The organism is Robertmurraya sp. GLU-23 (genome assembly GCF_052983275.1).
Window position 1 is genome coordinate 1 of the sequence record NZ_JBRKCV010000001.1, and the last position, 23373, is coordinate 23373.

The 23373-nt window shown below is 38.3% G+C and carries 21 protein-coding genes; 16 read left to right on the forward strand and 5 right to left on the reverse strand.

Going from position 1 to position 23373, the window contains the following annotated elements:
• Positions 1 to 151: 151 nt before the first annotated feature.
• From tyrS to ACVBAX_RS00020, 4 genes are all read left to right on the forward strand, one after another.
• Positions 152 to 1411 (forward strand): tyrosine--tRNA ligase, encoded by a 1260-nt coding sequence (tyrS, locus tag ACVBAX_RS00005; protein ID WP_430776066.1) that lies wholly within the window; start codon positions 152 to 154, stop codon positions 1409 to 1411.
• Positions 1412 to 1529: 118 nt separating this feature from the next.
• Positions 1530 to 2435, forward strand: a complete 906-nt coding sequence (locus ACVBAX_RS00010; protein ID WP_447115431.1) for a nuclease-related domain-containing protein — start codon at positions 1530 to 1532, stop codon at positions 2433 to 2435.
• Between the two features lie 596 nt (positions 2436 to 3031).
• The gene (locus tag ACVBAX_RS00015; protein ID WP_447115432.1) at positions 3032 to 3565 is read left to right on the forward strand and encodes an NfeD family protein; all 534 of its coding nucleotides are present in this window, start codon (positions 3032 to 3034) and stop codon (positions 3563 to 3565) included.
• A 12-nt stretch (positions 3566 to 3577) separates the two neighbouring features.
• A complete protein-coding gene (locus ACVBAX_RS00020) occupies positions 3578 to 5089 on the forward strand; it encodes a flotillin family protein (RefSeq protein ID WP_430776063.1) in 1512 nt (503 codons plus the stop codon).
• 40 nt (positions 5090 to 5129) lie between these two features.
• On the opposite strand, the gene rpsD is transcribed toward ACVBAX_RS00020, so the two are convergent.
• On the reverse strand, positions 5130 to 5732 hold the full coding sequence (gene rpsD / locus ACVBAX_RS00025; protein ID WP_119709411.1) for a 30S ribosomal protein S4: 603 nt from the start codon (positions 5730 to 5732) through the stop codon (positions 5130 to 5132).
• Between the two features lie 321 nt (positions 5733 to 6053).
• Here rpsD and ACVBAX_RS00030 point away from each other — a divergent pair, with 321 nt between their 5' ends.
• The 3 genes from ACVBAX_RS00030 to megL all read left to right on the forward strand — a co-directional run bounded on the left by ACVBAX_RS00030 (position 6054) and on the right by megL (position 9876).
• Positions 6054 to 6638 (forward strand): hypothetical protein, encoded by a 585-nt coding sequence (locus ACVBAX_RS00030; protein ID WP_447115433.1) that lies wholly within the window; start codon positions 6054 to 6056, stop codon positions 6636 to 6638.
• A 65-nt stretch (positions 6639 to 6703) separates the two neighbouring features.
• Complete coding sequence (locus tag ACVBAX_RS00035) at positions 6704 to 8572, forward strand: diguanylate cyclase domain-containing protein (protein WP_447115434.1); 1869 nt, start codon at positions 6704 to 6706, stop codon at positions 8570 to 8572.
• 113 nt (positions 8573 to 8685) lie between these two features.
• Positions 8686 to 9876 carry a methionine gamma-lyase gene (gene megL, locus ACVBAX_RS00040; RefSeq protein ID WP_447115435.1) on the forward strand — a complete coding sequence of 397 codons (1191 nt, stop codon included), beginning with the start codon at positions 8686 to 8688 and terminating at the stop codon, positions 9874 to 9876.
• 25 nt (positions 9877 to 9901) lie between these two features.
• On the opposite strand, the gene ACVBAX_RS00045 is transcribed toward megL, so the two are convergent.
• The gene (locus tag ACVBAX_RS00045) at positions 9902 to 10384 is read right to left on the reverse strand and encodes a GAF domain-containing protein (RefSeq protein ID WP_447115436.1); all 483 of its coding nucleotides are present in this window, start codon (positions 10382 to 10384) and stop codon (positions 9902 to 9904) included.
• A 150-nt stretch (positions 10385 to 10534) separates the two neighbouring features.
• Here ACVBAX_RS00045 and refZ point away from each other — a divergent pair, with 150 nt between their 5' ends.
• Entirely contained in the window at positions 10535 to 11158 is a 624-nt protein-coding gene (gene refZ / locus ACVBAX_RS00050; RefSeq protein WP_430776058.1) for a forespore capture DNA-binding protein RefZ, read from the forward strand.
• Here refZ and hisJ read toward each other — a convergent pair.
• Positions 11155 to 11946, reverse strand: coding sequence for a histidinol-phosphatase HisJ (hisJ, locus tag ACVBAX_RS00055; RefSeq protein WP_447115437.1), 792 nt, complete (start codon positions 11944 to 11946; stop codon positions 11155 to 11157). The genes refZ and hisJ overlap by 4 nt on opposite strands.
• A 219-nt stretch (positions 11947 to 12165) precedes the next feature.
• Between hisJ and ezrA the strand changes: the two genes are divergently transcribed.
• The 6 genes from ezrA to rarD all read left to right on the forward strand — a co-directional run bounded on the left by ezrA (position 12166) and on the right by rarD (position 19420).
• Complete coding sequence (gene ezrA / locus ACVBAX_RS00060; protein ID WP_447115438.1) at positions 12166 to 13863, forward strand: septation ring formation regulator EzrA; 1698 nt, start codon at positions 12166 to 12168, stop codon at positions 13861 to 13863.
• Positions 13864 to 13983: 120 nt separating this feature from the next.
• Entirely contained in the window at positions 13984 to 15126 is a 1143-nt protein-coding gene (locus tag ACVBAX_RS00065; RefSeq protein ID WP_447115439.1) for a cysteine desulfurase family protein, read from the forward strand.
• Positions 15126 to 16337, forward strand: coding sequence for a tRNA uracil 4-sulfurtransferase ThiI (gene thiI / locus ACVBAX_RS00070; RefSeq protein WP_430776054.1), 1212 nt, complete (start codon positions 15126 to 15128; stop codon positions 16335 to 16337). The genes ACVBAX_RS00065 and thiI overlap by 1 nt, the downstream gene beginning before the upstream one ends.
• 84 nt (positions 16338 to 16421) lie before the next feature.
• Positions 16422 to 16622 (forward strand): small, acid-soluble spore protein, alpha/beta type, encoded by a 201-nt coding sequence (locus ACVBAX_RS00075; RefSeq protein WP_430776053.1) that lies wholly within the window; start codon positions 16422 to 16424, stop codon positions 16620 to 16622.
• A gap of 159 nt (positions 16623 to 16781) precedes the next feature.
• Entirely contained in the window at positions 16782 to 18368 is a 1587-nt protein-coding gene (gene mbcS / locus ACVBAX_RS00080; protein WP_447115440.1) for an acyl-CoA synthetase MbcS, read from the forward strand.
• A gap of 125 nt (positions 18369 to 18493) precedes the next feature.
• Positions 18494 to 19420 carry an EamA family transporter RarD gene (gene rarD / locus ACVBAX_RS00085; protein WP_447115441.1) on the forward strand — a complete coding sequence of 309 codons (927 nt, stop codon included), beginning with the start codon at positions 18494 to 18496 and terminating at the stop codon, positions 19418 to 19420.
• Positions 19421 to 19891: 471 nt separating this feature from the next.
• Here the strand turns inward: rarD and ACVBAX_RS00090 are convergent, their stop codons facing one another.
• The gene (locus tag ACVBAX_RS00090; RefSeq protein WP_447115442.1) at positions 19892 to 20797 is read right to left on the reverse strand and encodes a nuclease-related domain-containing protein; all 906 of its coding nucleotides are present in this window, start codon (positions 20795 to 20797) and stop codon (positions 19892 to 19894) included.
• A 47-nt stretch (positions 20798 to 20844) separates the two neighbouring features.
• The gene (locus ACVBAX_RS00095; protein ID WP_430776049.1) at positions 20845 to 21645 is read right to left on the reverse strand and encodes an NAD kinase; all 801 of its coding nucleotides are present in this window, start codon (positions 21643 to 21645) and stop codon (positions 20845 to 20847) included.
• 146 nt (positions 21646 to 21791) lie between these two features.
• Between ACVBAX_RS00095 and sppA the strand changes: the two genes are divergently transcribed.
• Both sppA and ACVBAX_RS00105 read left to right on the forward strand, forming a co-directional pair.
• Entirely contained in the window at positions 21792 to 22802 is a 1011-nt protein-coding gene (gene sppA / locus ACVBAX_RS00100) for a signal peptide peptidase SppA (RefSeq protein ID WP_447115443.1), read from the forward strand.
• A 43-nt stretch (positions 22803 to 22845) separates the two neighbouring features.
• Positions 22846 to 23313, forward strand: coding sequence for an RDD family protein (locus ACVBAX_RS00105; RefSeq protein ID WP_447116004.1), 468 nt, complete (start codon positions 22846 to 22848; stop codon positions 23311 to 23313).
• Positions 23314 to 23373: the final 60 nt, after the last annotated feature.

Here is a 23373-nt window from a genome sequence, read left to right on the forward strand (position 1 = left end):
CTGGAGAAATCTAGGATTAAAATCTCTTTCAAAAGTTATTTCATAAACTTTCGAACCGCCGTATACCGAACGGTACGTACGGTGGTGTGAGAGGTCGGCGCTGAAAAAGCGCCTCCTACTCGATTTTTTCACAATTAAGGAGGATCTTTCTATGGATTTAATACAGGACTTACAATGGCGAGGAATTGTCTACCAGCAAACAGACGAAGAAGGTATAAAAGAAGTTTTAGATAAAGAGAAAATTTCGTTGTACTGTGGTGTGGATCCAACAGCTGACAGCATGCATATTGGTCATTTGTTACCTTTTTTAACATTAAGACGTTTTCAACAAGCAGGACATCGACCTATCGTATTAGTTGGTGGAGCCACAGGTCTAATTGGTGATCCGAGTGGAAAAAGCGAAGAGCGAAAACTGCAAACACTTGAACAAGTTCAGGTGAATGTAGAGGGAATCAAGGGTCAGTTGAATCGACTGTTTAACTTTGAGGGTGAGAACGGGGCAGTTATGGTAAATAACTATGATTGGGCTGGCTCCATGGATATCGTTACGTTTTTACGTGATTTTGGAAAGCATGTGGGAGTCAATTACATGTTGGCGAAGGATACCATTTCCTCTCGTTTAGAAACGGGAATTTCTTTCACTGAATTTACGTACACCATTTTACAAGCAATGGATTTCTACTACCTGCATAAAAACCACGAGTGTAGAATGCAAATTGGTGGAAGCGACCAATGGGGGAATATCACAACTGGGCTTGAGTTAATCAGAAAGATGTCACCAGAAGGTTCAAAAGCTTTTGGTTTAACGATTCCTCTAGTGACAAAAGCTGACGGAACGAAATTCGGGAAAACGGAAGGTGGAGCCGTTTGGTTAGATCCAGAAAAAACGTCACCTTACGAGTTTTACCAGTTCTGGATTAACACGAGTGATGCAGACGTTGTGAAATACTTAAAGTTCTTTACATTCTTATCTAAAGAAGAAATTGAAGAACTTGAAAATGCCGTTCAAGAAGAGCCACATCTTCGTAAGGCACAAAAAGCTTTAGGTGAAGAGATGACTCGTTTGATTCATGGTGAAGAGGCATTACAACAAGCCATTCGAATTTCCGCCGCTTTATTTAGTGGTGATATTCAAAGCTTAACAGGAAGCGAAATTAAACAAGGCTTCAAGGATGTACCTTCATTTACTTACGAGCAAGGCAGCAGCCTGAACATCGTTGAATTACTTGTAAATGCGGGAATTGTACAGTCGAAGCGTCAAGCACGTGAAGACGTAACAAATGGTGCGATTTCTGTAAATGGAGTCCGTGTGAATGAGCTCGAATACACATTAGACGAAAAAGACCGCATTGACGGAGAATTTACAGTTATTCGACGTGGCAAGAAGAAGTACTTTTTGATTAAATACTAATGAATGTTGGGACCGCTGATTAAGCGGTCTTTATTTAGGTTGTAATAAAATAGACAATCATGTAGGTGGGAGGCAATAAAAACAATTATATAATTAAAGAAACGAAAGGATGTGGACAATGATATACAAATCCCGAAGTGAATCAGCAGAGTTGTTGATACTTGATTCCTTAAACAAACGAATGAGTTTAACGGAAAAAGACAAACAACATTATTTGGTCTTAAGAAAAGGATACGAGGGGGAGGTACTCTTTGATTCAATGACAGAAAAGCTTGAGTGTCAGTGTTTGATTTTGAACGATTTATTACTAAGAATTAATCACACCGTCTTTCAAATTGACGCACTGATGATTACTTCTAACACCGTTCATATTTTTGAGGTCAAGAATTTTGAAAGAGATTATTATTATGAAGTCGACAAATTGTATCTTACAAACAAAAAGGAAGTGACCAATCCTCTTCCCCAATTAAGTAGAAGTGAAACTTTATTACGACAGTTATTTCTCCACCTCGGCTACCATTCTCCAATAAACGGAAAGGTCATTTTTATTAACCCAGAATTCTCTTTGTATCAAGCTCCTCTTGGAAAACCCCTTATTCTCCCAGCTCAAGTTAAACGATTCCTAAATAGAGTAAACAACACTCCATCCAAATTAAACGGAAAGCACAAGGTATTAGCAGAAAAATTAAAATCGCTTCATCTAACTGAATCTCCCTATCAGCAATTGCCGAGCTATAGTTATGATGAGGTTCGGAAGGGAATTATTTGTGAAAAGTGTCATTCTTTTTCTGTTTCAGTAAGAGGGAGGAGTTGTATATGTCATGAATGTGGTTATGAAGAAAATCTATCGTTAGCGATATTACGAAGTGTGAAAGACTATAAGCTACTATTTCCGAATAGGAAATTCAGTACTAACGAAATATATTTATGGTGTAACGAAGTTATATCAAAGCAGAGGGTTAGAAGATACCTTGAAAAAAACTTCAAAATAGTTGGAATACACCAATGGGCTTATTACGAGTAGTAGCTTAGAGAAATACTATGATAATGAATTTTGATTCTTTGTATATAAGGTATAAGATTACATCATTTGGGTGGTATTTCATCAACCAAATATACTCATTTCGGAGATGAACTTCATTTCTGTGGCATTTCTCCATCCCAATGATCTTCATCGTTGTGATGAACTTCATTTCTGTGGCATTTCTCCATCCCAATGATCTTCATTGCCGTGATGAACTTCATTTCTGTGGCATTTCTCCATCCCAATGATCTTCATTGCCGTGATGAACTTCATTTCTGTACCGTTTCTCCATCCCAATGATCTTCATCGTTGTGATGAACTTCATTTCTGTGGCATTTCTCCATCCCAATGATCTTCATTGCTGTGATGAACTTCATTTCTGTACCGTTTCTCCATCCCAATGATCTTCATTGCCGTGATGAACTTCATTTCTGTGGCGTTTCTCCATACAAATGATCCTCATTACCATGCTATATATGGTAAAACCCTTTTAAACTACCAATAGGGAATTTTTTGAAACCTTTTCCTGCAACTTTCGTATTACTTATTAACTACATACGAAAGGAGATTTCAGTTTTATAAAAGAGGTGATATAAATGGAGCTATTTGGTTATCCAATCCAGACGATTTATTTAACAACACTGATTGTTTCGGGTGCGTTTACGGTGCTGTACATTTTCTTTGGGGATATTGCAGAAGCTGCACTTGATTTTTTGAATCCAACACTTATTCTTGCGTTTCTCACCTTTTTATCAGCTTCAGGTTATTTATTGGAGTTAATTACTTCGTTAAATAGTTTGGTGATTCTTTTTATCTCCATTGTCATTGCTTTTATATTAGATATTCTCTTAAATATCTTTGTGCTTGTTCCATTGTCTTCTGCGGAGGAATCGCTTGTGTATACTTCAGATTCATTAAAAGGGAGAGTAGGAACGGTAATTATTCCCATTCCGCAAGACGGATTTGGTGAGGTTGTGATAAAAAGCAGCAGTGGGACGATTTCGAAACCAGCGGTGAGCTTTGAGAATGAAGTGATTGCTGAAGGACAAAAGGTGTTGGTGATTGATGTGAAGAATGGAGTTTTGCATGTTGCACATTACGAGAAAACAGAAAAGCTATTTTTTACTTAAGGAGAGATGTCTATGTTACCCATTTTTATCGTAGGAGGCATTGTTGCCTTTTTACTAATTGCACTTATTGCTGTATTCATTACAAAATATCGTACGGCTGGACCTGATGAAGCCCTAATCGTTACAGGAAGTTATTTAGGTAATAAAAATGTACATGTGGATGAGTCAGGAAATCGTATTAAAATTATACGAGGTGGCGGAGCATTTATTTTCCCAGTGTTCCAACAAGCAGAACCATTGAGCTTGCTTTCTAGCAAACTTGAAGTAACGACACCTGAAGTGTATACCGAGCAGGGGGTTCCTGTTATGGCTGATGGGGTTGCGATTATTAAGATTGGGGGATCCATCGAAGAAATCGCGACAGCAGCAGAACAGTTTTTAGGGAAAGCGAAGGAAGACCGAGAAAACGAAGCGAAGGAAGTCTTAGAAGGTCATTTACGTTCAATTCTCGGCTCGATGACCGTGGAGGAAATCTACAAGAACCGTGATAAGTTTTCCCAAGAAGTACAGAGAGTGGCTTCACAAGACTTAGCAAAAATGGGACTTGTCATCGTATCCTTTACAATCAAGGATGTTAGAGACAAAAATGGATACTTGGATTCATTAGGTAAGCCAAGAATTGCCCAGGTAAAAAGAGATGCAGACATTGCGACTGCTGAGGCAGAAAAAGAAACCCGAATTAAGCGTGCAGAAGCAGCAAAAGACGCACAGAAGGCAGAACTTGAAAGAGCCACAGAAATTGCTGAGGCTGAAAAAGTGAATCAAATGAAAATTGCTGAGTATCGTCGGGAACAGGATATTGCGAAAGCACGAGCTGACCAAGCGTATGATCTTGAAACGGCAAGAGCCAAGCAAGAAGTTACAGAGCATGAAATGCAAATCAAAATCATCGAGCGTCAAAAGCAAATTGAATTAGAAGAGAAAGAAATTCAGCGTAGAGAAAGACAATATGATTCTGAAGTGAAGAAAAAAGCGGATGCTGACCGATATGCGGTTGAACAAGCGGCGGCGGCTGATAAGGCAAAACAGCTTGCCGAAGCGGATGCGAATAAATACCGCATCGAGGCGATGGCAAAAGCGGATGCTGAAAAGGTACGTTTAGATGGACTTGCTAAAGCAGAGTCAGAGCGAGCGCAAGGGGAAGCGGAAGCTGAGATTATTCGCTTGAAAGGTTTGGCTGAGGCAGAAGCGAAGCGCAAGATTGCAGAGGCATTTGATATGTACGGTCAAGCAGCTGTTATGGATATGATCGTAAGGATGCTTCCGGAATACGCGAAGGAAATTGCAAGCCCACTATCTAATATAGATAAAATCACCGTTGTTGATACAGGTGGTGGTGAAGGTGGCGGAGCGAATAAAGTGACAGGTTATGCAACCAACTTGATGTCTTCTTTACAGGAAACATTAAAAGCTTCATCAGGAATTGATGTGAAAAATCTGCTAGAGACTTTTGCTGGTAAAGGGAATGTAAGACAAAGTATTGATCAGTTAGCAGAGGATTTAAAAGAAAGTAAAGCAGAATAATAAAAAAAGATCCAGCGAACATTCGCTGGATCTCTTTTTATTAACGAGAGTAGAATTCAACGATAAGAGCTTCGTTGATTTCAGCAGGTAATTCAGAACGCTCAGGTAAGCGAGTGAATGTACCTTCTAATTTGTCAGCATCGAAAGTTAAGAAATCAGGTACGAAGTTGTTCACTTCAACTGCTTCTTTAACGATGTCAAGGTTACGTGACTTTTCACGTAAAGAAATTGTTTGACCAGGTAATACGCGGAATGATGGGATATCAACGCGCTTGCCATTTACTAAAATGTGACCGTGGTTAACAAGCTGACGAGCTTGACGACGAGTACGAGCAAGACCTAAACGGTATACTACGTTATCTAAACGAGACTCTAAAAGAGCCATGAAGTTTTCACCGTGCTTACCAGAAATCTTACCAGCTTTGTCAAAAAGGTTACGGAATTGACGCTCAGTTACTCCATACATATGACGAAGCTTTTGCTTCTCTTGTAATTGTAAACCGTATTCAGATAACTTCTTGCGTTGGTTTGGACCATGTTGTCCAGGAGCGTAAGGACGCTTTTCTAATTCTTTACCAGTGCCGCTTAGAGAGATTCCAAGACGACGTGATAATTTCCAGCTTGGGCCAGTATAACGAGCCATGAATGACTCCTCCTCGTGTTTTTATTTTGTTGTAAAATAAAAACAGTAGTGTTCACAAGCAGTATGACCATTTTGTTTTCATGTACCTTCGCCCTAGCAGCTCAAGGGTTACCGATACCCCATCCTAGAAGGAAATTCTTCTATTGAGGAACAAAATGTATTCATAAAGGCGTTCACATATGCTGCGCTATTTTACACAAAGAATATTATATATTTTAAAGTGGTAGAAAGTCAAGGAAATTTTATTTTTTAGGAATATGTTATTATCTAAAGAATGATTGTTATTATGGTATAATCTAATTAAGAAAAAGAGTGGTTAAAGTGCGTGAAACTAGGAAAGAAAGAAGAGTACGATTTCTTTTGCTTTTTATTTGTATTAGTTTTACAATAGGAGCATTGTACTATAAATATAGTGAACAAAGAGAAAAAAATAACCCTCCACTTGTTACAGTCCTCCATCAAAGTCTAAGTAAAGAAGATAATCCTATCATCGTTTTAGCAAAAGAACAAGAAAACAACTATATATTAGCTGAATATGAGATTCAAATAGATGATAACTATCTATTTAAGACAAGAAAGGCAGTCACCTTAGATGGAAAGCCAACGATGATTTCTTTAGATCAAAAGCGTATAGGTGTATGGGTGAAAATTGACGGACGGTGGAACTATTTTACAAGTGATTTGAAACAAGCTACACGATCACCTGAGTATAGAGAACGTAAATCTGTAGAACAATCAAACTTGATCGAAAAAAAAGAAGGTGGACACACCATGGTTCAATGGGGAGACAAGCAGTTCGATGTGGGCGAGAGGAAGATTAAGCATCTATTATCCTTATCTACGGACGGTTCCCTGTGGCTTGTTATTACTGATCAAGAGATAATAATTTCGACAATGAACAATTAATATATATTTCATGCGGGATGGGATCAAATGGTTTCAAACCAGCTAAGGTATTAGGTGATGACGTAATGAGATTTCTTACTGATAAATCAATTGAAACACTTAAAAGTCAGTTCTTTGATCTAATCGAAACGGAGTCGGGAGCTTTTCACTATCAAAATGTATTAAAGACCATGCTTAACACGATTCAAAACATGCTCGAGGTTGATGAAGTTACTTTGTTCATTTGTCATGCTTGGAAGAATCAATTTTCATTTGAAGTTTCTACAAACGAAAACATTATAGGGGTTACACCATCCAAGGATTCAAGTGACTGGTTAAGTTCATTGAAAACGATCGATTTTTCCCCAACAGATATGAACTTTAAGGATTACCAAGTCCTAATTCCGCTTGTGAAATCGGGCAGGAATTTAGGTGTTTTATGCTTAAAAGGGAATCAAGAGTTCATTACCCCTTCCAATCAAGAGTGGTTTGAACCATTTGCGACAGTGTGCTCGTCATTTGTACAGAAGGCTCAAGAATTATACAAAATTGTCATGGAAGAGAAACGTTATAAACAGCTATTTCGCGTGAATGAAAAATTTCATTCGACAATGGATATGGATGCTGTGTTAGGTGAGATTATCTATACGCTTCAAGAAGTATATCCGAGTTTTACGTACTATTTAATGCTGTCTCATGACAATGATAATCATAGCGAACTGCCAATTAAGGATTTAGAATATGATAGTGAAAATTTAGCAGCTATGGAAGCCTATGTTACTGGTACGATCCAAATGGAGGATTCTTTGAACGAACGACGTTCTATTCTTTATGCACCTTTAAAAGGAAAACAAGGTGTATACGGAGTACTCCAAGTCATTGCTCCAGACACATTGACGTTTCCAAGTAACGAAGTGGAGTTTATAAAACTATTAGCGAATACCGCTGGTTCTGCGCTTGAAAATGCACAGCTCTATCAGCAATCAAAACGATTAATAGCTGACCTACAACTGATCAATGAGACTTCTCATCGTTTAAATTCTAATTTACGATTGACCGAAACAATGTCATACATGACGGAACAAATTGTTCAGTCGTTTGATGCGGAAGAGGTTTGCTTTGTATGGCTATCACCGGATTTGAGACCAATTAGCGTATTAGCAGGTTCGACACCATTTTTTGATACGGAAGCTTCCATGGCATACGTTCAATACGTAGTCGACAGATTGAAGAAAGAACATGATTCCATTTTTATTGGTGATGTAGAAATAAACCTCGATCATGATGTGAAACAATATCGTTCTATTATGGCGGTTCCAATGGTACAATCCGGAGTAATTAAAGGGATAGCTCTCGTTATGCATACCGAGCCGTATCATTTTTCATTCGAGATCTTTAAGTTGATGCAGTCATTAATTCATCATTCTACCTTAGCTTTTACAAATTCCATGCTTAGAGAAGAATTAGAAAAAATGGTTGTTACAGATCATTTAACGAAGCTGTATTCAAGGAACTATTTAGATGCGAAAGTTCATGAATCACTTGATGACGATCAGCAAGGAACCTTCCTTTTAATTGATATTGATAATTTTAAAGGTGTTAACGATAAATATGGTCACCAAGTGGGGGATGAAATCCTTATTCAAGTCGCGGATATTATAAAAAGCAATATAAGAGAAAGCGATATTGGTGCCCGTTGGGGTGGAGAGGAACTTGCTGTTTACCTACCACGTATCCCACTCGAGGTGGGAATAGGTATTGCAAACCGGTTAGTAGATAAAGTAAGGGAATTATCTAAGCCATCAATAACCATTTCATGTGGGGTTTCGTATTGGAATGTGGACAATCCAGATAACTTTACAAACCTGTTTAAGCGAGCGGACACAGCCCTTTATGTGGCAAAGGATACAGGCAAGGATCGAGTTGTGGTTCAAGAAAATGTCCCCTCTCAGTAAAAGGAGCTCAAATTTCGAGCTCCTTTTTACTTTCCAATTGGATAGTACCACATATGCTAGTAAAGAGAGAATTACGACAAAACTGTAAGCGTTTACAAATCAAGGAGGAGCATATGGGAGAGAAAAAGTCTTTTAAAATTGAAACAGAAGTGATTCATCATGGCTATGATGCTAGTTCATTTGAAGGTAGTTTAGTTCCGCCTGTTTTTCAGACATCAACGTATTGTTTTGAAACAGCAGAGCAAGGTGAAAAAAGGTTTGCTGGAGAAGATTCAGGATATATTTACTCCCGTTTAGGTAATCCAACCGTTTCAATACTAGAAGAGAGAATGGCAGCGATTGAGAAAGGGGAAGCCGCTCTAGCATTTGGTTCAGGAATGGCTGCCGTGTCGGCTGTATTAGTTTCTCTTACGAAAGCAGGTGACCATGTTCTCTGTTCTCAAGGTGTATACGGTTGTACTTTTGGTTTGCTTAAGATGCTAAATCATAAATATCAAATCACATCTACCTTTTCAGAAATGGAAACAAAGGAACAAATTTTACAAGCTATCAAGCCCGAAACCACGTGCATTTATGTGGAAACCCCAATCAATCCAACCATGAAGCTTGTTGACCTAGAGATGATTGCTACAGTTGGAAAAGAAAAAGGGATTCCGGTTGTTGTCGATAATACGTTTTGTTCTCCTTACTTGCAGACACCTCTTGAGCTTGGTTGTGACGTAGTTGTTCATAGTGCAACTAAATATATTTGTGGGCATGGGGATGTGATTGCTGGCATTGTTGTTGGAAAGCGTGATTTTCTTCAAGAGGTGGCAATGACCACACAAAAAGATATTGGAGGAATTATTTCTCCGTTTGATGCATGGTTGCTATTGAGAGGGTTAAAAACCTTGCCGATAAGAATGGATCGGCATTGTGAGAATGCTAGGAAGATCCAATCGTTTTTAAGTGAGCATGTGGCCGTTAATCAAGTATTCTACCCAGGGGATAGTAAGCATCCAGACTATATAATTATGCAAAAGCAAATGCGTCAGGCAGGCGGATTACTATCTTTTACATTGCATGGAGGGGTGGAAGAAGCACAGAAGTTCATGAACCGGTTACAGTTAATCAAGATTGCTGTTAGTCTTGGTGATGCCGAAACCTTAATACAGCACCCAGCAACGATGACCCACTCAGTTGTTCCGAAAGAAGAGAGAGAAAAGATGGGGATACAAGATAATTTGATACGGTTATCGGTCGGGTTAGAAGCATGGGAAGATATTCAGGAAGATTTGAATCAAGCTTTGAACGCTTTAATATAAATAAGAGGCAGACCATCTGCCTCTTTTATAAATGATTGATTAATTCTTCAACAAATTGCTCAATCATTCTTTGATCTAGAGTGTCAAAACGTTTCTTGTTAGGTGAATCTATATCTAGAACTCCCAGAAGTTGTCCTTCTTTTATCATAGGAACAACAATTTCTGATTGAGAAGCTGCATCACATGCAATATGCCCTGGGAATTGATGGACATCCTCAACTAAAATCGTCTTTCTTTCTTTCGCACTAGTTCCGCAAACACCCCTGCCAAGAGGAATTCTTACACATGCAGGCAGGCCTTGGAATGGTCCGAGCACTAATTCTTTGTCCCCGTCCATTAAGTAAAAACCAACCCAGTTAACGTCAGACAAAAATTGATTTAAAAGAGATGACGCATTGCTTAAATTGGCAATCGAGTTTGTTTCACCTTCGAGAAGCGCCTTCAGTTGTTTTATTAATAGACGATAGTTTTCCTCTCTCGTCCCTTCGTAATTTTTTACTTCAAACATTTCCTTCCCTCCAAAACACATAGGTAATTATCATATTTTAGCGAAAATATGAAGACTTTGTCGAGTTTTTTATACAGGAGAACAAATGTCGAATAAAGAATGTTATACATAAGGCTATTTTCTGTGATTAAGAGATGGAGGTGGTTCCAAATGAAGAAAAATTCAAAGGATTCCATTGTCGAGGCAGCGATTTATCTTTTTAACACGAAGGGGTTTTCAGGAACAACGATTCGAGATATTGCCCAAAAGGCAAACAGCAACGTCTCTAACATCTCCTACTATTTCCAGAATAAACATGGTCTACTTGAGTATTGCTTTTTAAAGTATTTTGAAGCGTATATTGCAGAACTTGAATCAGCGTTTTTATGTATTGACCAAGGAGCAAAGGCAACACTTCAGAAAATGGCTGAAAGCATTATTAATTACCACACGGAGAACATGCAGCTGACAAGATTAATTTTAAGAGAAATGTCCATTGATTCACAAACCGTTCGAGAAATAATGAGTACGTACTTTGCAAAGGAAAAGTATTATTTTAAAGCGGTTATTGAGGAAGGAATCATAACAGGAGAGTTCAGACAAGTGTCTGTTACTTTTACTATTGTCCAACTCAAATCGCTTTTATCCATGCCTTTTCTAAATACCCATTATCTCTCAGAGGTTCTTCATGTTTTTCCTCATGAACCGTATTTTACACAGAAATATATTGGTGAAATCAATAACTGGATTGAAGGTGTATTAACACCCCACCATCCAAAGGAATTAGTGTTTTAATTTCTTAGTAATTGCTCGTACCCTTGAAGGAGTTCCTTCGCCTGATGAGCATCCGATCCATATACCATCGGAATTTTTAATTGAATGGCTTGGTTAGCTATCTCTGTTGGTGGATATGGTTCCCGACATAACGGCTTTGCTGTACCTGCGCCGTTATAATCGAGCTCGTAGTTTTTTTGTTTTATTTCTATTAAAATACTTTGTATTTCCTTGTTAAAGTTAACTGAACAAGGATATTTTTTTTGGAATTTATTCACTAAAGTTATATGCCCGATACGTTTAGGCTTATACCTTCCTAAATTAGATTTTATGGATAGTAAAAGCGTTCGGTAGTAGGCTTCATATACTTTTTCTATCCCACCATAACGGTTAATCAGATCACCAAATACGTCAGGACTATAATCTAAACAATCATATTCTCCTTCATGCTTTAAAAAATGGACTGACAAAATACTATCTGTCAGTAATGGACCGTATTTGTTTAGAAATTCTGTTGTTTCTTTTTCAAATCCCTCAATGAAATCTACTTCTAAACCAGTATGTATGGTAATCTTTCCTTTATATTTTTCTCTTAGAACAGCTAGCTCTTCTAAATATGCCGGTAAATCCTCCATTTTCATAGCGCTGTCTTTAAGTGGAGTTGGATCGGTAAATCCAGCAGGAAGGGGAGCGTGTTCCGTAAATGAGATAGTGGTAAATCCAAGTTCCATTGCGTGCTCTATATAGGTATGAAAAGCATCTTTTGAACCATGGGGACAAAACTTTGAATGGACATGACCATCACGCATGTTGAGAAAGCCTCCTTGTTTATAATTTTGCAGTATTTGTCGAAAAAAGAGATGTGATGTAGCTGAAGTGATTGTAAATAAATTTTAGTACAAAAAATTTGAAATTAATAGTCAAAAAATGTCGTTTACATGGTATCATAAGAGCATTGAAAATACATTTATATGAACCTTTATTATAGATAACATAAATGTAGCTCGGATGAGAACAGGGGGCTTAACATGGAGTACATAATCGGGGGCTTAGTTCTTTTACTAGCTCTGTACGTGATTGGATATACGATGAAAAAAAAGCTTTATAAAGAAATTGACCGTCTGGAGAACTGGAAAATAGATATAACGAATCGCCCGGTCCTTGATGAAATGTCGAAGGTAAAACAGCTTAATATGACGGGTGAAACAGAAGAACTATTTGAGAACTGGAGAAATGATTGGGATGACATCGTAACCAGTCAGCTTCCAGAGGTAGAAGAGTATCTATTTGATGCGGAGGAATACATTGACCGCTACCGCTTTAATAAAGCCAAACAGGTTCAGCGTGCCATTGATTCTCATTTAAAAGAAACGGAAGAAAAAATTCAAAAATTACTTGACGAAATCAATGAATTGGTTGGAAGTGAAGAGAAAAATAGAATAGAAATTGAAGAGTTAAAAGAGGTGTATCGTGAGCGCCGTAAAACTCTACTTGCACACCGTCATAATTTTGGACGTGCTGAAGCAAAGTTAGAAATCCTTCTAGATGAAATAGTAGCATGCTTTACTAATTTTGAGGAAAGAACAGAAAACGGCGATTATCTGCAAGCTCGTGAGGTTGTGCTTTTAATTCAGTCAAAAACAGATGAATTGAGCAAGAAGATGGATGCTATTCCAAATTTACTCATTGAATGCCAATCAAGTATTCCTTCAGAAATCGAGAATCTGAGAGACGGATTCCGTGAGATGCAAAATCAAGGCTATCCGCTAGAACATCTTCATTTTGAAGAGGAGTTAGAAAAACTTCATTCAGAAGTAAATGAATGTTTGGAGTTGATTGAACAAACGGAGATTGATGAGCTTCAAAAGAAAATAGATGAAGTAAAGGAAAAAATTGAAGTAATTTATGATCAATTGGAACAAGAGGTTAACGCCAAACGGTTTGTTATAGAAAACGAAGAGCCAACAAGAAGCATGTTATTTGCAGTAAAAGAAGAAAATAATGTACTAAAGGTTGAAGTGCAGGAAGTCCTGCAGAGTTATCACCTTGAAGAGAGCGAAGTCGAAGGGCAAGTGCAGTTTGAAAAGAAATTAGCTCAGTTAATGAAACGTTTTGAAGTATTAGAACACAAAATTGTAGCTGATGAAACGGCTCTTACGATACTAAAGGATGAGCTAGCTGAGTTAAAGCTGGAGCTTGAAAAATTAACTGTTGAGCAAAAAGAATACGCTGAACGACTACAAACACTTAGAAAAGATGAAATTGCCGCACGGGAGACGGTAGTTGAACTTTCCAAAAAAATTGCTGATTGCATTCGCCTTGTAAATAAAAGTAATATTCCAGGTCTTCCAGAAGAATATCGTTATTTATTAGAGGATGCAAGAGAGAGCATTTTTAATGTGAAATCAAAGTTAGAAGAAAAGCCATTAAATATCCCTACCGTTCAAAAATATTTAGAGGTGGCTGTAATGACGGTAGATAAAGTATTTGACCATACCTCTCAGCTCATTGAAACGGTTCTTTTATCTGAAAAGGTAATACAGTATGGCAATAGATACCGGAGCAGTTATCCGGCAGTACAAAAAGCTTTGGTAGATGCGGAAATTGCGTTTAGAAGCTATGACTATCAAGCAGCACTGGAAGTTGCAGCAACCTCTATTGAGGAAGTAGAGCCTGGTGCATTAAAGCGGATTGAAGCGTTATTACAAGAAACGGTAGAGGTTTAAATGGAAAAGACCGCTTTTGTTGAAGCGGTCTTTTCCTATTCGTTTTCCTGATTGTCATTTATATGATAACATTGTTAGTTGAGTTTACCCGTGATTGGTAAGAAAAAGGGGTTTTCAGACATGATTTATTTTGATAACAGTGCAACCACGAAACCATTTCCAGAAGTTGTGGATTCATTTGTAAAAGTTTCAAGTGATTTTTTTGGTAATCCGTCGTCTATTCACCGATTAGGTGTAGAAGCGGAGAGCTTGTTAACTCAAGCTAGAAAACAAATAGGTGAGCTATTACAGGTAAATCCGAGCGAGGTTTACTTTACATCAGGAGGTACGGAAAGCAATAACTTAGCAATTAAAGGTACAGCACTTATGTATCGAAACAGAGGGAAACATATTATTACATCAGCGGTTGAGCACGCTTCCGTAAGAGAAGCGTATCAGCAGCTGAAGGAGTTAGGGTTTCGAATAACGGTCATTCCAGTTGATGCGGAAGGTAGAGTTTCTGTTACTGAAATAGAAGAGGCCATCTGTCACGATACGATATTAGTGTCGATTATGCATGTCAATAATGAGGTTGGTACCATTCAGCCTATTGAAGAAATCGGCGACATGCTAAAAGGATATTCAAAGATATTATTTCATGTGGATTTTGTACAAGGGGTTGGAAAAGTAGCTCTCGATATTCAAAAACACCATATTGATCTCTGCTCGATATCAGCACATAAATTTAATGGGTTAAAGGGAACAGGATTGTTAGTCGTTCGTGAAGGAGTCCATATTTCTCCACTTTTTTCAGGAGGAAATCAAGAATGGAAGCTTCGAAGTGGGACGGAGAATGTTGCCGGTGCTGTCTCAATGGCAAAAGCATTGCGATTAACTTTACAAAGTTATGAAACGAAGTTGGCCCAAATATCCGAAATTCAAAGTTATCTACTTAAAGAACTAAAAATGCTTGAAGATATTGTCATTCATACTCCAAGCAAAGGCCGAGCTCCTCATATCATAAATTTCTCTGTAAAAGGTTTTAGAGGAGAAGTATTTGTACATGCGTTAGAAGAGAAAGGGTTAATCGTCTCGACGACAAGTGCGTGTTCTTCAAAAAAGAAGGCCATAAGCCATACGCTATTGGCTATGAATGTCTCAAAGGACGTCGCAGAAAGTGCGATTCGCATGAGCTTATCGTATGAAAACACACTTGAAGAGGCAAATAAGGTGATTTCAATCATACAAACAACAGTTACTGAACTAAGAGAGGTTATGCACTAATGAATTATGATCGAATTTTAATAAGGTACGGAGAGATATCAACTAAGGGAAGAAATCGTACGAAGTTTGTTGAAAAGTTGAAAAGAAGTGCTAAGCGTGCACTAACAGACTTTCCAAACATCATTATTGAGACCACTAGGGACCGTATGTATATTTTGTTAAATGGGGAAAATGGTGAGGGAATTATCGAGAAGTTAAAAATCCTTCCTGGCATTCAGTCCTTTAGTCCGGTTATTAAGACTAGCTTGGAGCTCGAGGAAATTAAGGATGCGGCTTTACAATTATTCTTAAACAAATATAGTGTAGGAGATACTTTTAAAATTTCAACGAGACGGGCAAATAAGGAATATCCTCTTGATACGGGGCAACTAAATTATGCTCTTGGTTCTCACATTTTACAAAATGTCCCTGACTTAAAGGTAGATGTGAAAAATCCAACCATTAATGTTCAGGTTGAGGTACGTACAGAAGCTGTTTATCTCTCAATCGAGACGATTATGGGGGCAGGTGGTATGCCTATCGGATCTAGCGGAAAGGCCATGTTGATGCTATCTGGTGGAATTGATAGCCCAGTTGCTGGCTATATGGCCATGAAAAGAGGGGTTGAAATAGAGGCTGTTCATTTCTTTAGTCCCCCTTTTACTAGTGAGCGTTCCAAACAAAAGGTAGTTGAATTAGCAGAAAAGTTGTCTTTACTAAATGGCGGTTACTTTACTCTCCATATCGTTCCTTTTACGGCTATTCAACAGCTTATACAAAAGCAAATACCTGAGAACTATACCATGACGGCAACTAGACGGATGATGCTTCGAATAACTGAAGAAATTCGCCGCAAATTTGAAGGATTAGCCATCGTAACGGGAGAAAGCTTAGGCCAAGTAGCTAGTCAAACCTTAGAAAGCATGCTTGCGATTAATGATGTTACATCCACACCGATATTAAGACCTTTAATCACTATGGATAAGTCTGAAATAATTAATATCGCAAAAACGATTGATACCCATCATATTTCGATACAGCCTTATGAGGACTGTTGTACTGTTTTTGTCCCTGCAGCCCCGAAAACAAAACCAAAGCTTGAAAAGGTTCAATATTACGAAGGCTTTGTTGACTTTGAGCAGCTAATTCAAGAAGCAGTTGATAAAGTTGAAACCATTCAAATAAAACCAGATCACAATAAAAAGGATCAAATATTTGGAGAATTATTCTAACGTAATTGTGAACAATTTCCAAGTGATTATTTGAATGAAGGCCATGTGTTTGACACATTCTATACTCACAAGGAGGTGATTCACATGGCAAGCAACAACAATTCAAATCAATTACTTGTAGCAGGTGCTCAACAAGCTATCGACCAAATGAAGTACGAAATCGCTACTGAGTTTGGTGTTAACTTAGGTGCTGAAACAACTTCTCGTGCTAACGGATCTGTTGGTGGAGAAATTACAAAACGCCTAGTTTCTTTTGCTCAACAGTCTATGAGCGGAAGACAATAATCACTCCAACTAAATAGAGAAATGGCTACAGAGGCATTCCCTTAAACGGGGTGCCTCTTTTATTTGTTATAAAACAATTTTAAATTTTAAAATAATTTTGTATAATAACATGTGTGACATCAGGGACAGTACATAGAAAATATTTTAGGGGGAGAGGCAGTGAAACGAGAAGATTTACTAGCACCTGAAAAATATAATGTAGTAAGTGAAATGGAACGATTTTCTGACGATCACGAAAGAGTTGCCCTTATTTGGGAAGATGAGCAGGGACGTAAACAGCAAATCACCTATCAACAATTATTAGTGAATGCTAATAAAATTGGAAACGTTTTCTTAAATGAGGGATTAAAACAAGGTGATGTTATTTTAATTGTCGTGCCTCGATTGATTGAAGCCTACGAGGTATATATTGCAGCCCTAAAAGCTGGACTCGTTGTTATTCCAAGCTCGGAAATGCTGCGTACAAAGGACCTTCAATACCGTATTCAACACGGAGACGTAAAGGCAGTTGTAAGTTATTATCCTTATATTGAACAATTTAGTGAGATAGATGTGTGTAAAGGTATCCCTCGGTTTGTCATTGGTGGAAAAGCAGAAGGGTGGAAGACGTTAGAAGAAGAAATGAAGACAGCTTCTACAGAACTAGAAGTAGCATCTACAAGATGTGATGATATGGCTTTCTTATCTTATACTTCAGGAACGACAGGGAATCCAAAAGGGGTTGTTCATACTCATGGGTGGGCTTATGCTCATCTGAGAACAGCTGCTCCACACTGGTTATGTATAGAAGAAGGAGATCGTGTATGGGCAACGGCAGGGCCTGGGTGGCAAAAATGGATTTGGAGTCCTTTTTTATCAGTGTTAGGCTCAGGAGCTACTGGTTTTGTTTACAATGGAAAGTTTGATCCAAGCAAATACTTGAGCTTATTGCAAGATTACAATATAAACGTACTTTGCTGTACTCCAACTGAGTATCGATTGATGGCAAAGGTAGAAAATATACATGAATATCAACTGCATAGCCTTCACAGTGCTGTATCAGCTGGGGAGCCATTAAACAGAAATGTCATTGATACATTCAAAAAGTACTTCCAGGTCGATGTTCGTGATGGTTATGGGCAAACAGAGAACACATTACTTGTAGGTATTACAAAGGGAATGGAACTAAAAGCAGGCTCAATGGGGAAACCAACTCCAGGTAACCATGTAGAAATTATTAATGAGTACGGTGAAGCGTGTGAGGTCGGAGAGGTAGGAGATATCGCTGTTCACGTCGATACACCAGCACTATTTAAAAATTACTACAAGGATCCAGAAAGAACAGCTATGCAGTTTCGCGGTGATTACTATGTGACGGGTGATAAAGCAAAAAAAGATGAGGACGGTTACTTTTGGTTTGAAGGCCGTGGGGATGACATTATTATTAGCTCTGGTTATACCATCGGACCATTTGAAGTAGAAGACGCATTGGTTAAGCATCCATTCGTTAAAGAATGCGCGGTGGTTGCAAGCCCTGATGAGGTGCGTGGGAATGTGGTGAAAGCATTTATTGTCTTAAAAGAGGGCATTGATGAAAATGATCCACAATTAATCAGCACCCTTCAAAATCACGTCAAGGAGTTAACAGCCCCTTATAAATATCCAAGAAAAATTGATTTTATCAAAGAACTACCGAAAACAACCTCTGGGAAAATTCGCCGTGTTGAGTTAAGGATAAGAGAGCAAGAGCTTGCTGGCCAAAATTAATGAGTTTTACTTGGGAGAAGAATACCATTTCTTCTCTTTTTATTTTGAAAAAATGTATAGCGTGAAAGGAAATTTCCCCTTATAATAAGTTATTGTTTCGAGTCTAGAAAGAATAGAGGGTCCACATGGAGAAAAAAGAGATAAAACAAGGTGTGTTATATGCAGGCCTTTCGTATTTAATTTGGGGAATATTACCGGTTTATTGGAAACTGCTCGAACATGTAAATGCTGAGGATATTCTAGCCAACCGTATCTTCTGGTCATTTGTGTTTATGATGGTAGTTTTATTTTTTTCAAAAAAGATCGGAGATTTGTTTTTGGTCTTAAAAGGGTTTAAGCAAAACCGTAAAGAAATGTATGCACTAATTATCGCATCTTTATTAATTAGTACCAACTGGTTTATTTATATATGGGCAGTGAATCATCATCATATGATTGAAGCGAGCCTGGGGTATTATATTAATCCGTTAGTCAGTGTTCTATTAGGAGTTATTTTCTTAAAAGAGAAGCTTTCTCCTGCTCAGTATGTATCCTTTATCATCGCTGGAATTGGGGTACTGATTTTAGGAATTTCGTACGGCAAGTTTCCGTGGATTTCGATTGTATTAGCATTCTCCTTCGGGGTTTATGGACTAGCGAAAAAAATGATTAAAGTAGACTCTGCTGTTGGGCTAACATTAGAGACAATGGTTGTTACCCCATTTGCCTTAGCTTATATGGTTTTCTTATTTTTCAATGGGGAGCATGCGTTATTTGCAGGTTCTGTAACAACTAATCTATTATTGGTCGGAGCTGGAGCAGCGACTGCCTTGCCGCTTCTGTATTTTGCAAAAGGAGCTCAAAAGATTCCGTTATCCATGCTAGGATTACTGCAATATATCGCACCAACGATTACGCTTTTATTAGGTGTACTTGTATATGGAGAGCAGTTTACAAAACACCATCTACAAGCATTTATCTTTATCTGGTCCGCATTGACAATATACACCATATCCCGGACCAAATTATTTACCAACTCTGCAGGATCATTTCGGAAAAGATTTGGAGCCTAATGGGAAAAGGAGAAGCTGACTGCTTGGCAGTCAGCTTTTTAACTGTGGTTTGTGCCATAAAAGGATGAGTTAATGGCGTTCTAATTGCCCGGTTGAGCGGCGGAACAAGTGAAGCGGTCAAATAGAGGCGCTCTAATTGCCCGGTTGGGCGGTGGAACAAGTGAAGCGGTCAAATAGAGGCGTTCTAATTGCCCGGTTAAGCGGTGGAACAGGTGAGGCGGTCAAATAGAGGCGTTCTAATTGCCCGGTTGGGCGGTGGAACAGGTGAAGCGGTCAAATAGAGGCGTTCTAATTGCCCGGTTGACCGGCGGAACAAGTGAAGCGGTCAAATAGAGGCGCTCTAATTGCCCGGTTGGGCGGCGGAACAGGTGAAGCGGTCAAATAGAGACGCTCAATCTGCCTCGTTGGGTGAAAAAAAGGGAAAGTGGTTAGATAGAAAGAAGATGGCTAGGTTCAACGGTAAAATCAGATCTAAATAAAGTAAGTGTATCGCTGCGAGCTTTGACTAATATATTGTTTCTTTAGTATGCGTCGTACAGATTTTTCCGATACAACCCCTCCGCACCAGTCAAATACACCATTAGTAGTTAGCAGTTTATCGGGAAACAGTTTTTGAAATTCGACAACGCTTCTTAGTATAGCTTCTTCAACTAGCTCCCTATTACCGCAAGATTTACAGTATATATAGGATTGACTACATGGAAATAGAAACATTCCACAATAGGAACAAGGAATTCCTTTTATTAACTCTTGATAACTATAATTAGGCAATCGTTCAAATGGGTTCTTATCCAAATGGCATGAGACAATTCTCTCTGCAAGAGCTTCATCGTGAGCAGTAATACTATAAACATCGCGATTGGTATTTTGTATAAATCGATTTATTTGACTTGGTAGTAACATAGAAGAATGAATGGGTGCATGAAAGAGAGTGAACTCGGGGTTTACAAATACTAGATAAGCTTCAACGGGGATGTTTATGCCTAGGTCTTTTAATAATCTTCTAAAGGCGGTTTCGGTTCGCTGGAGTTGTATGAGGGGGTTTTGGATTTCCGTTTTCTTAATCGTATACCAACGATTATTTTCTAAAAAATATTCTCCGTCAAAATTTTTCACTTCAAAAATGATAAACTTCTTTTTCAAGAGCAATGAGTCAATTTGAAATGTATGTCCACCACTATTTGTAAATAATAAATCATTCATCATTAAATAATTGGGGGATGATAGCCCATTAGACATTAGGTAATCCCACTGCAATTCTCCGGCATACCCTTTTTCCAATTTTTCAAGCCGAGCAACCTCTAGTAATTTCATTCGTTTATCCAAGTACCTTAAAATCAAGAGTTCTTTCGGTACCGTTCTTTGTTTTATAATCAATTGATAACCTCCTAAATAGGGGCTTGTCCAAAGCCCCCGAAATCAAATTATAAGAATGTTCTCTTTACTTTTTCCCAGAACGAGTTGTCCTTCAGCTTTACCGTTTTAATTTTCTTTTCACTTAGTTGGATATCCACTCTCTCGACATGTTGTAAGCTGAGGGCTTCATTGTCCATGCCCATTGTTGGGTGATCGTTTCCATCTTGTACAACTCTTAAGGAAAGCTTTCTTTCTCCGCTTAAGATAAAAGGGGAACCTAGCGTACGATAATAATTCGTATTTAAGGACGCAAGCTCACTTACTTGCATTGACGGAAGGAATGGATCTACAACTGCTCCGTTGACTGATTTACTATATGCTGTACTGCCTGTTGGTGTAGAAACGATTATCCCGTCTCCACGGAAGGTTTCGAAATGAAGATCATCAATAAATACTTCTAGAACGAATGTCTTAATAATAGATGAGCGAATACTAAACTCGTTCAAACATTGGAACGACATTTGTCCATCCACCAAAACATCAATAGTTGGGTAGCGTCTCACTTCTATTTGTTCATTTGTCATAGCCTCAATCATTTTATCAGTTTCATTGATATGAAAGTCACAGTAAACCTTTAAACTTTCACTTGTGGAAATCCCTGCATATAGGCAGTCCTCACGAAAGCCAGTCTTTCTAACCGCTTGTAGGAACGTTCCATCTCCACCGACACTAACGATAATATTTGCGTCTTTGTGGTCTTTGACTACCGTAAACCCTTGTTGGGCTGCAAGCTCATAAAGTGGTGAAACCGTTTCTAACATATCCGAATCTTTTTTGTGATATAAAAAAATATTTCGACGGTTTGGCATTGTAAATTCCTCCAGACAGATTTTAAATTTACCATTATATCTTTATTTTGTTAAAATGTAGGCTATGGAATTTAGTTTACCTGTTTTTGAAACATTTTAAAAGGAGAACCGTAATAGTAGAGGAAGTGGAAAAAGGAGGATTCTAGATGAATGGAAAGCGTTGGGCAGCACTCGGTATTGCTGTAGTATTATTAGTTTTTTCTTGGGTGACAAATGCACTCTCTTCGATGGCTTTTAGCAATATCGAGAGCTCATGGACAGAGGTGTTTTCGGCCACAGAGGAGCCTTTTATTGAAGAAGTAATTGAGGAAGGAAATGCAGCAAAGAAAATTGCTGTGCTAGAAGTAAATGGAGCGATTCAAGATACGGGGGATGTAACGTCATTTTTCCAGTCACCTGGATATAATCATTCAGCTTTTATGGAGAACTTGGAACATGTAAAAGAAGATAAAGATGTGAAAGGAATTATTTTAAAGGTCAATTCACCTGGTGGCGGCGTGGTTGAAAGTGCAGAGATTCATGACAAGCTCGTAGAAATCTCTGAAGAGACAAAAAAACCAATTTATGTATCAATGGGTTCGATGGCAGCTTCAGGCGGGTATTATATTTCTGCTCCTGCCGATAAGATATACGCAAGTCCTGAAACGTTAACGGGCTCATTAGGAGTAATTATGCAGGGAGTAAATTATGCTGGATTAGCAGAAAAATATGGCGTGGAATTTGTAACGATCAAAAGTGGTGAATTTAAGGACATTATGAGTCCTTCGAGAGAGATGACGGAAGAGGAAAAAAATATCCTTCAAACGATGATTAACAACTCTTACGAAGGATTTGTGGATGTGATTGCATCTGGTAGAGGATTGACTGAAGAAGAAGTAAGAACGATTGCAGACGGTCGAATCTATGATGGAAGACAGGCAAAAGAAATTGGTTTAATTGATGATTTTGGATATTTTGAAGATGTAACAGAAGCTATGAAGAAAAATGAAAAATTAGCTGGAGCGCAGGTAGTGAGCTATAGTGAGAACTTTGGCTTTGGTTCATTATTCAGTATGGCAGCTAATAAAATGGTTGGGAAAGATATAGAGATGACTGGTCTAATGAAGCTATTGTCACAGCCAAATTCTCCAAGACTGATGTATATGTATGCGGAATAAGGAGGGGGATTATATGGACAACAATCAATTAGACAAGGAATCAATGGAAGTGGAGGAACATCCAGTTCCCTCTCAAACAGGGTATACTGTTTTCTCGAATGCACGGTTTGCAGGCTTTTGGATGAGATTTTGGGCGTACTTACTGGATCTACTTGTGATTGGAAGTATCGATCGAATCCTCATTAATCCGATCTTTCGTGTCATTGGGCTAGACTTGCATAGTGGTGACTTTTTTGCTCCAATTACAATCGCCACTGCACTCACGTTTTATGGATATTTTGTATTAATGACAAAATTCTATGGTCAAACATTAGGAAAAATGATTTTTGGTTTACGGGTGATTTCTTTACACGGTGAAAAGCTAACTTGGAGCACGGTACTTTTTCGAGAGTGGGTTGGTCGTTTTATTTCCGCGTTTATCTTTATTTTATATGTGCTTGTAGCTTTTCTTCCTAAAAAGCAAGGAATACATGATTTATTTGCAGATACCTCTGTAGTTCATGAGAAATAAGAGTAAACCTGTCAACAAATATGTTGGCAGGTTTATTTTTTTGTATATTGTCGATAATGA

Excerpts from the sequence above, each read along its gene's own strand:
- tyrS (WP_430776066.1), top strand. The coding sequence starts at position 152 with ATGGATTTAATACAGGACTTACAATGGCGAGGAATTGTCTACCAGCAA.
- ACVBAX_RS00010 (WP_447115431.1), top strand. The coding sequence starts at position 1,530 with ATGATATACAAATCCCGAAGTGAATCAGCAGAGTTGTTGATACTTGAT.
- ACVBAX_RS00015 (WP_447115432.1), top strand. The coding sequence starts at position 3,032 with ATGGAGCTATTTGGTTATCCAATCCAGACGATTTATTTAACAACACTG.
- ACVBAX_RS00020 (WP_430776063.1), top strand. The coding sequence starts at position 3,578 with ATGTTACCCATTTTTATCGTAGGAGGCATTGTTGCCTTTTTACTAATT.
- rpsD (WP_119709411.1), bottom strand. The coding sequence starts at position 5,732 with ATGGCTCGTTATACTGGCCCAAGCTGGAAATTATCACGTCGTCTTGGA.
- ACVBAX_RS00035 (WP_447115434.1), top strand. The coding sequence starts at position 6,704 with ATGAGATTTCTTACTGATAAATCAATTGAAACACTTAAAAGTCAGTTC.
- megL (WP_447115435.1), top strand. The coding sequence starts at position 8,686 with ATGGGAGAGAAAAAGTCTTTTAAAATTGAAACAGAAGTGATTCATCAT.
- ACVBAX_RS00045 (WP_447115436.1), bottom strand. The coding sequence starts at position 10,384 with ATGTTTGAAGTAAAAAATTACGAAGGGACGAGAGAGGAAAACTATCGT.
- refZ (WP_430776058.1), top strand. The coding sequence starts at position 10,535 with ATGAAGAAAAATTCAAAGGATTCCATTGTCGAGGCAGCGATTTATCTT.
- hisJ (WP_447115437.1), bottom strand. The coding sequence starts at position 11,946 with ATGCGTGATGGTCATGTCCATTCAAAGTTTTGTCCCCATGGTTCAAAA.
- ezrA (WP_447115438.1), top strand. The coding sequence starts at position 12,166 with ATGGAGTACATAATCGGGGGCTTAGTTCTTTTACTAGCTCTGTACGTG.
- ACVBAX_RS00065 (WP_447115439.1), top strand. The coding sequence starts at position 13,984 with ATGATTTATTTTGATAACAGTGCAACCACGAAACCATTTCCAGAAGTT.
- thiI (WP_430776054.1), top strand. The coding sequence starts at position 15,126 with ATGAATTATGATCGAATTTTAATAAGGTACGGAGAGATATCAACTAAG.
- ACVBAX_RS00075 (WP_430776053.1), top strand. The coding sequence starts at position 16,422 with ATGGCAAGCAACAACAATTCAAATCAATTACTTGTAGCAGGTGCTCAA.
- rarD (WP_447115441.1), top strand. The coding sequence starts at position 18,494 with ATGGAGAAAAAAGAGATAAAACAAGGTGTGTTATATGCAGGCCTTTCG.
- ACVBAX_RS00095 (WP_430776049.1), bottom strand. The coding sequence starts at position 21,645 with ATGCCAAACCGTCGAAATATTTTTTTATATCACAAAAAAGATTCGGAT.
- sppA (WP_447115443.1), top strand. The coding sequence starts at position 21,792 with ATGAATGGAAAGCGTTGGGCAGCACTCGGTATTGCTGTAGTATTATTA.
- ACVBAX_RS00105 (WP_447116004.1), top strand. The coding sequence starts at position 22,846 with ATGGAAGTGGAGGAACATCCAGTTCCCTCTCAAACAGGGTATACTGTT.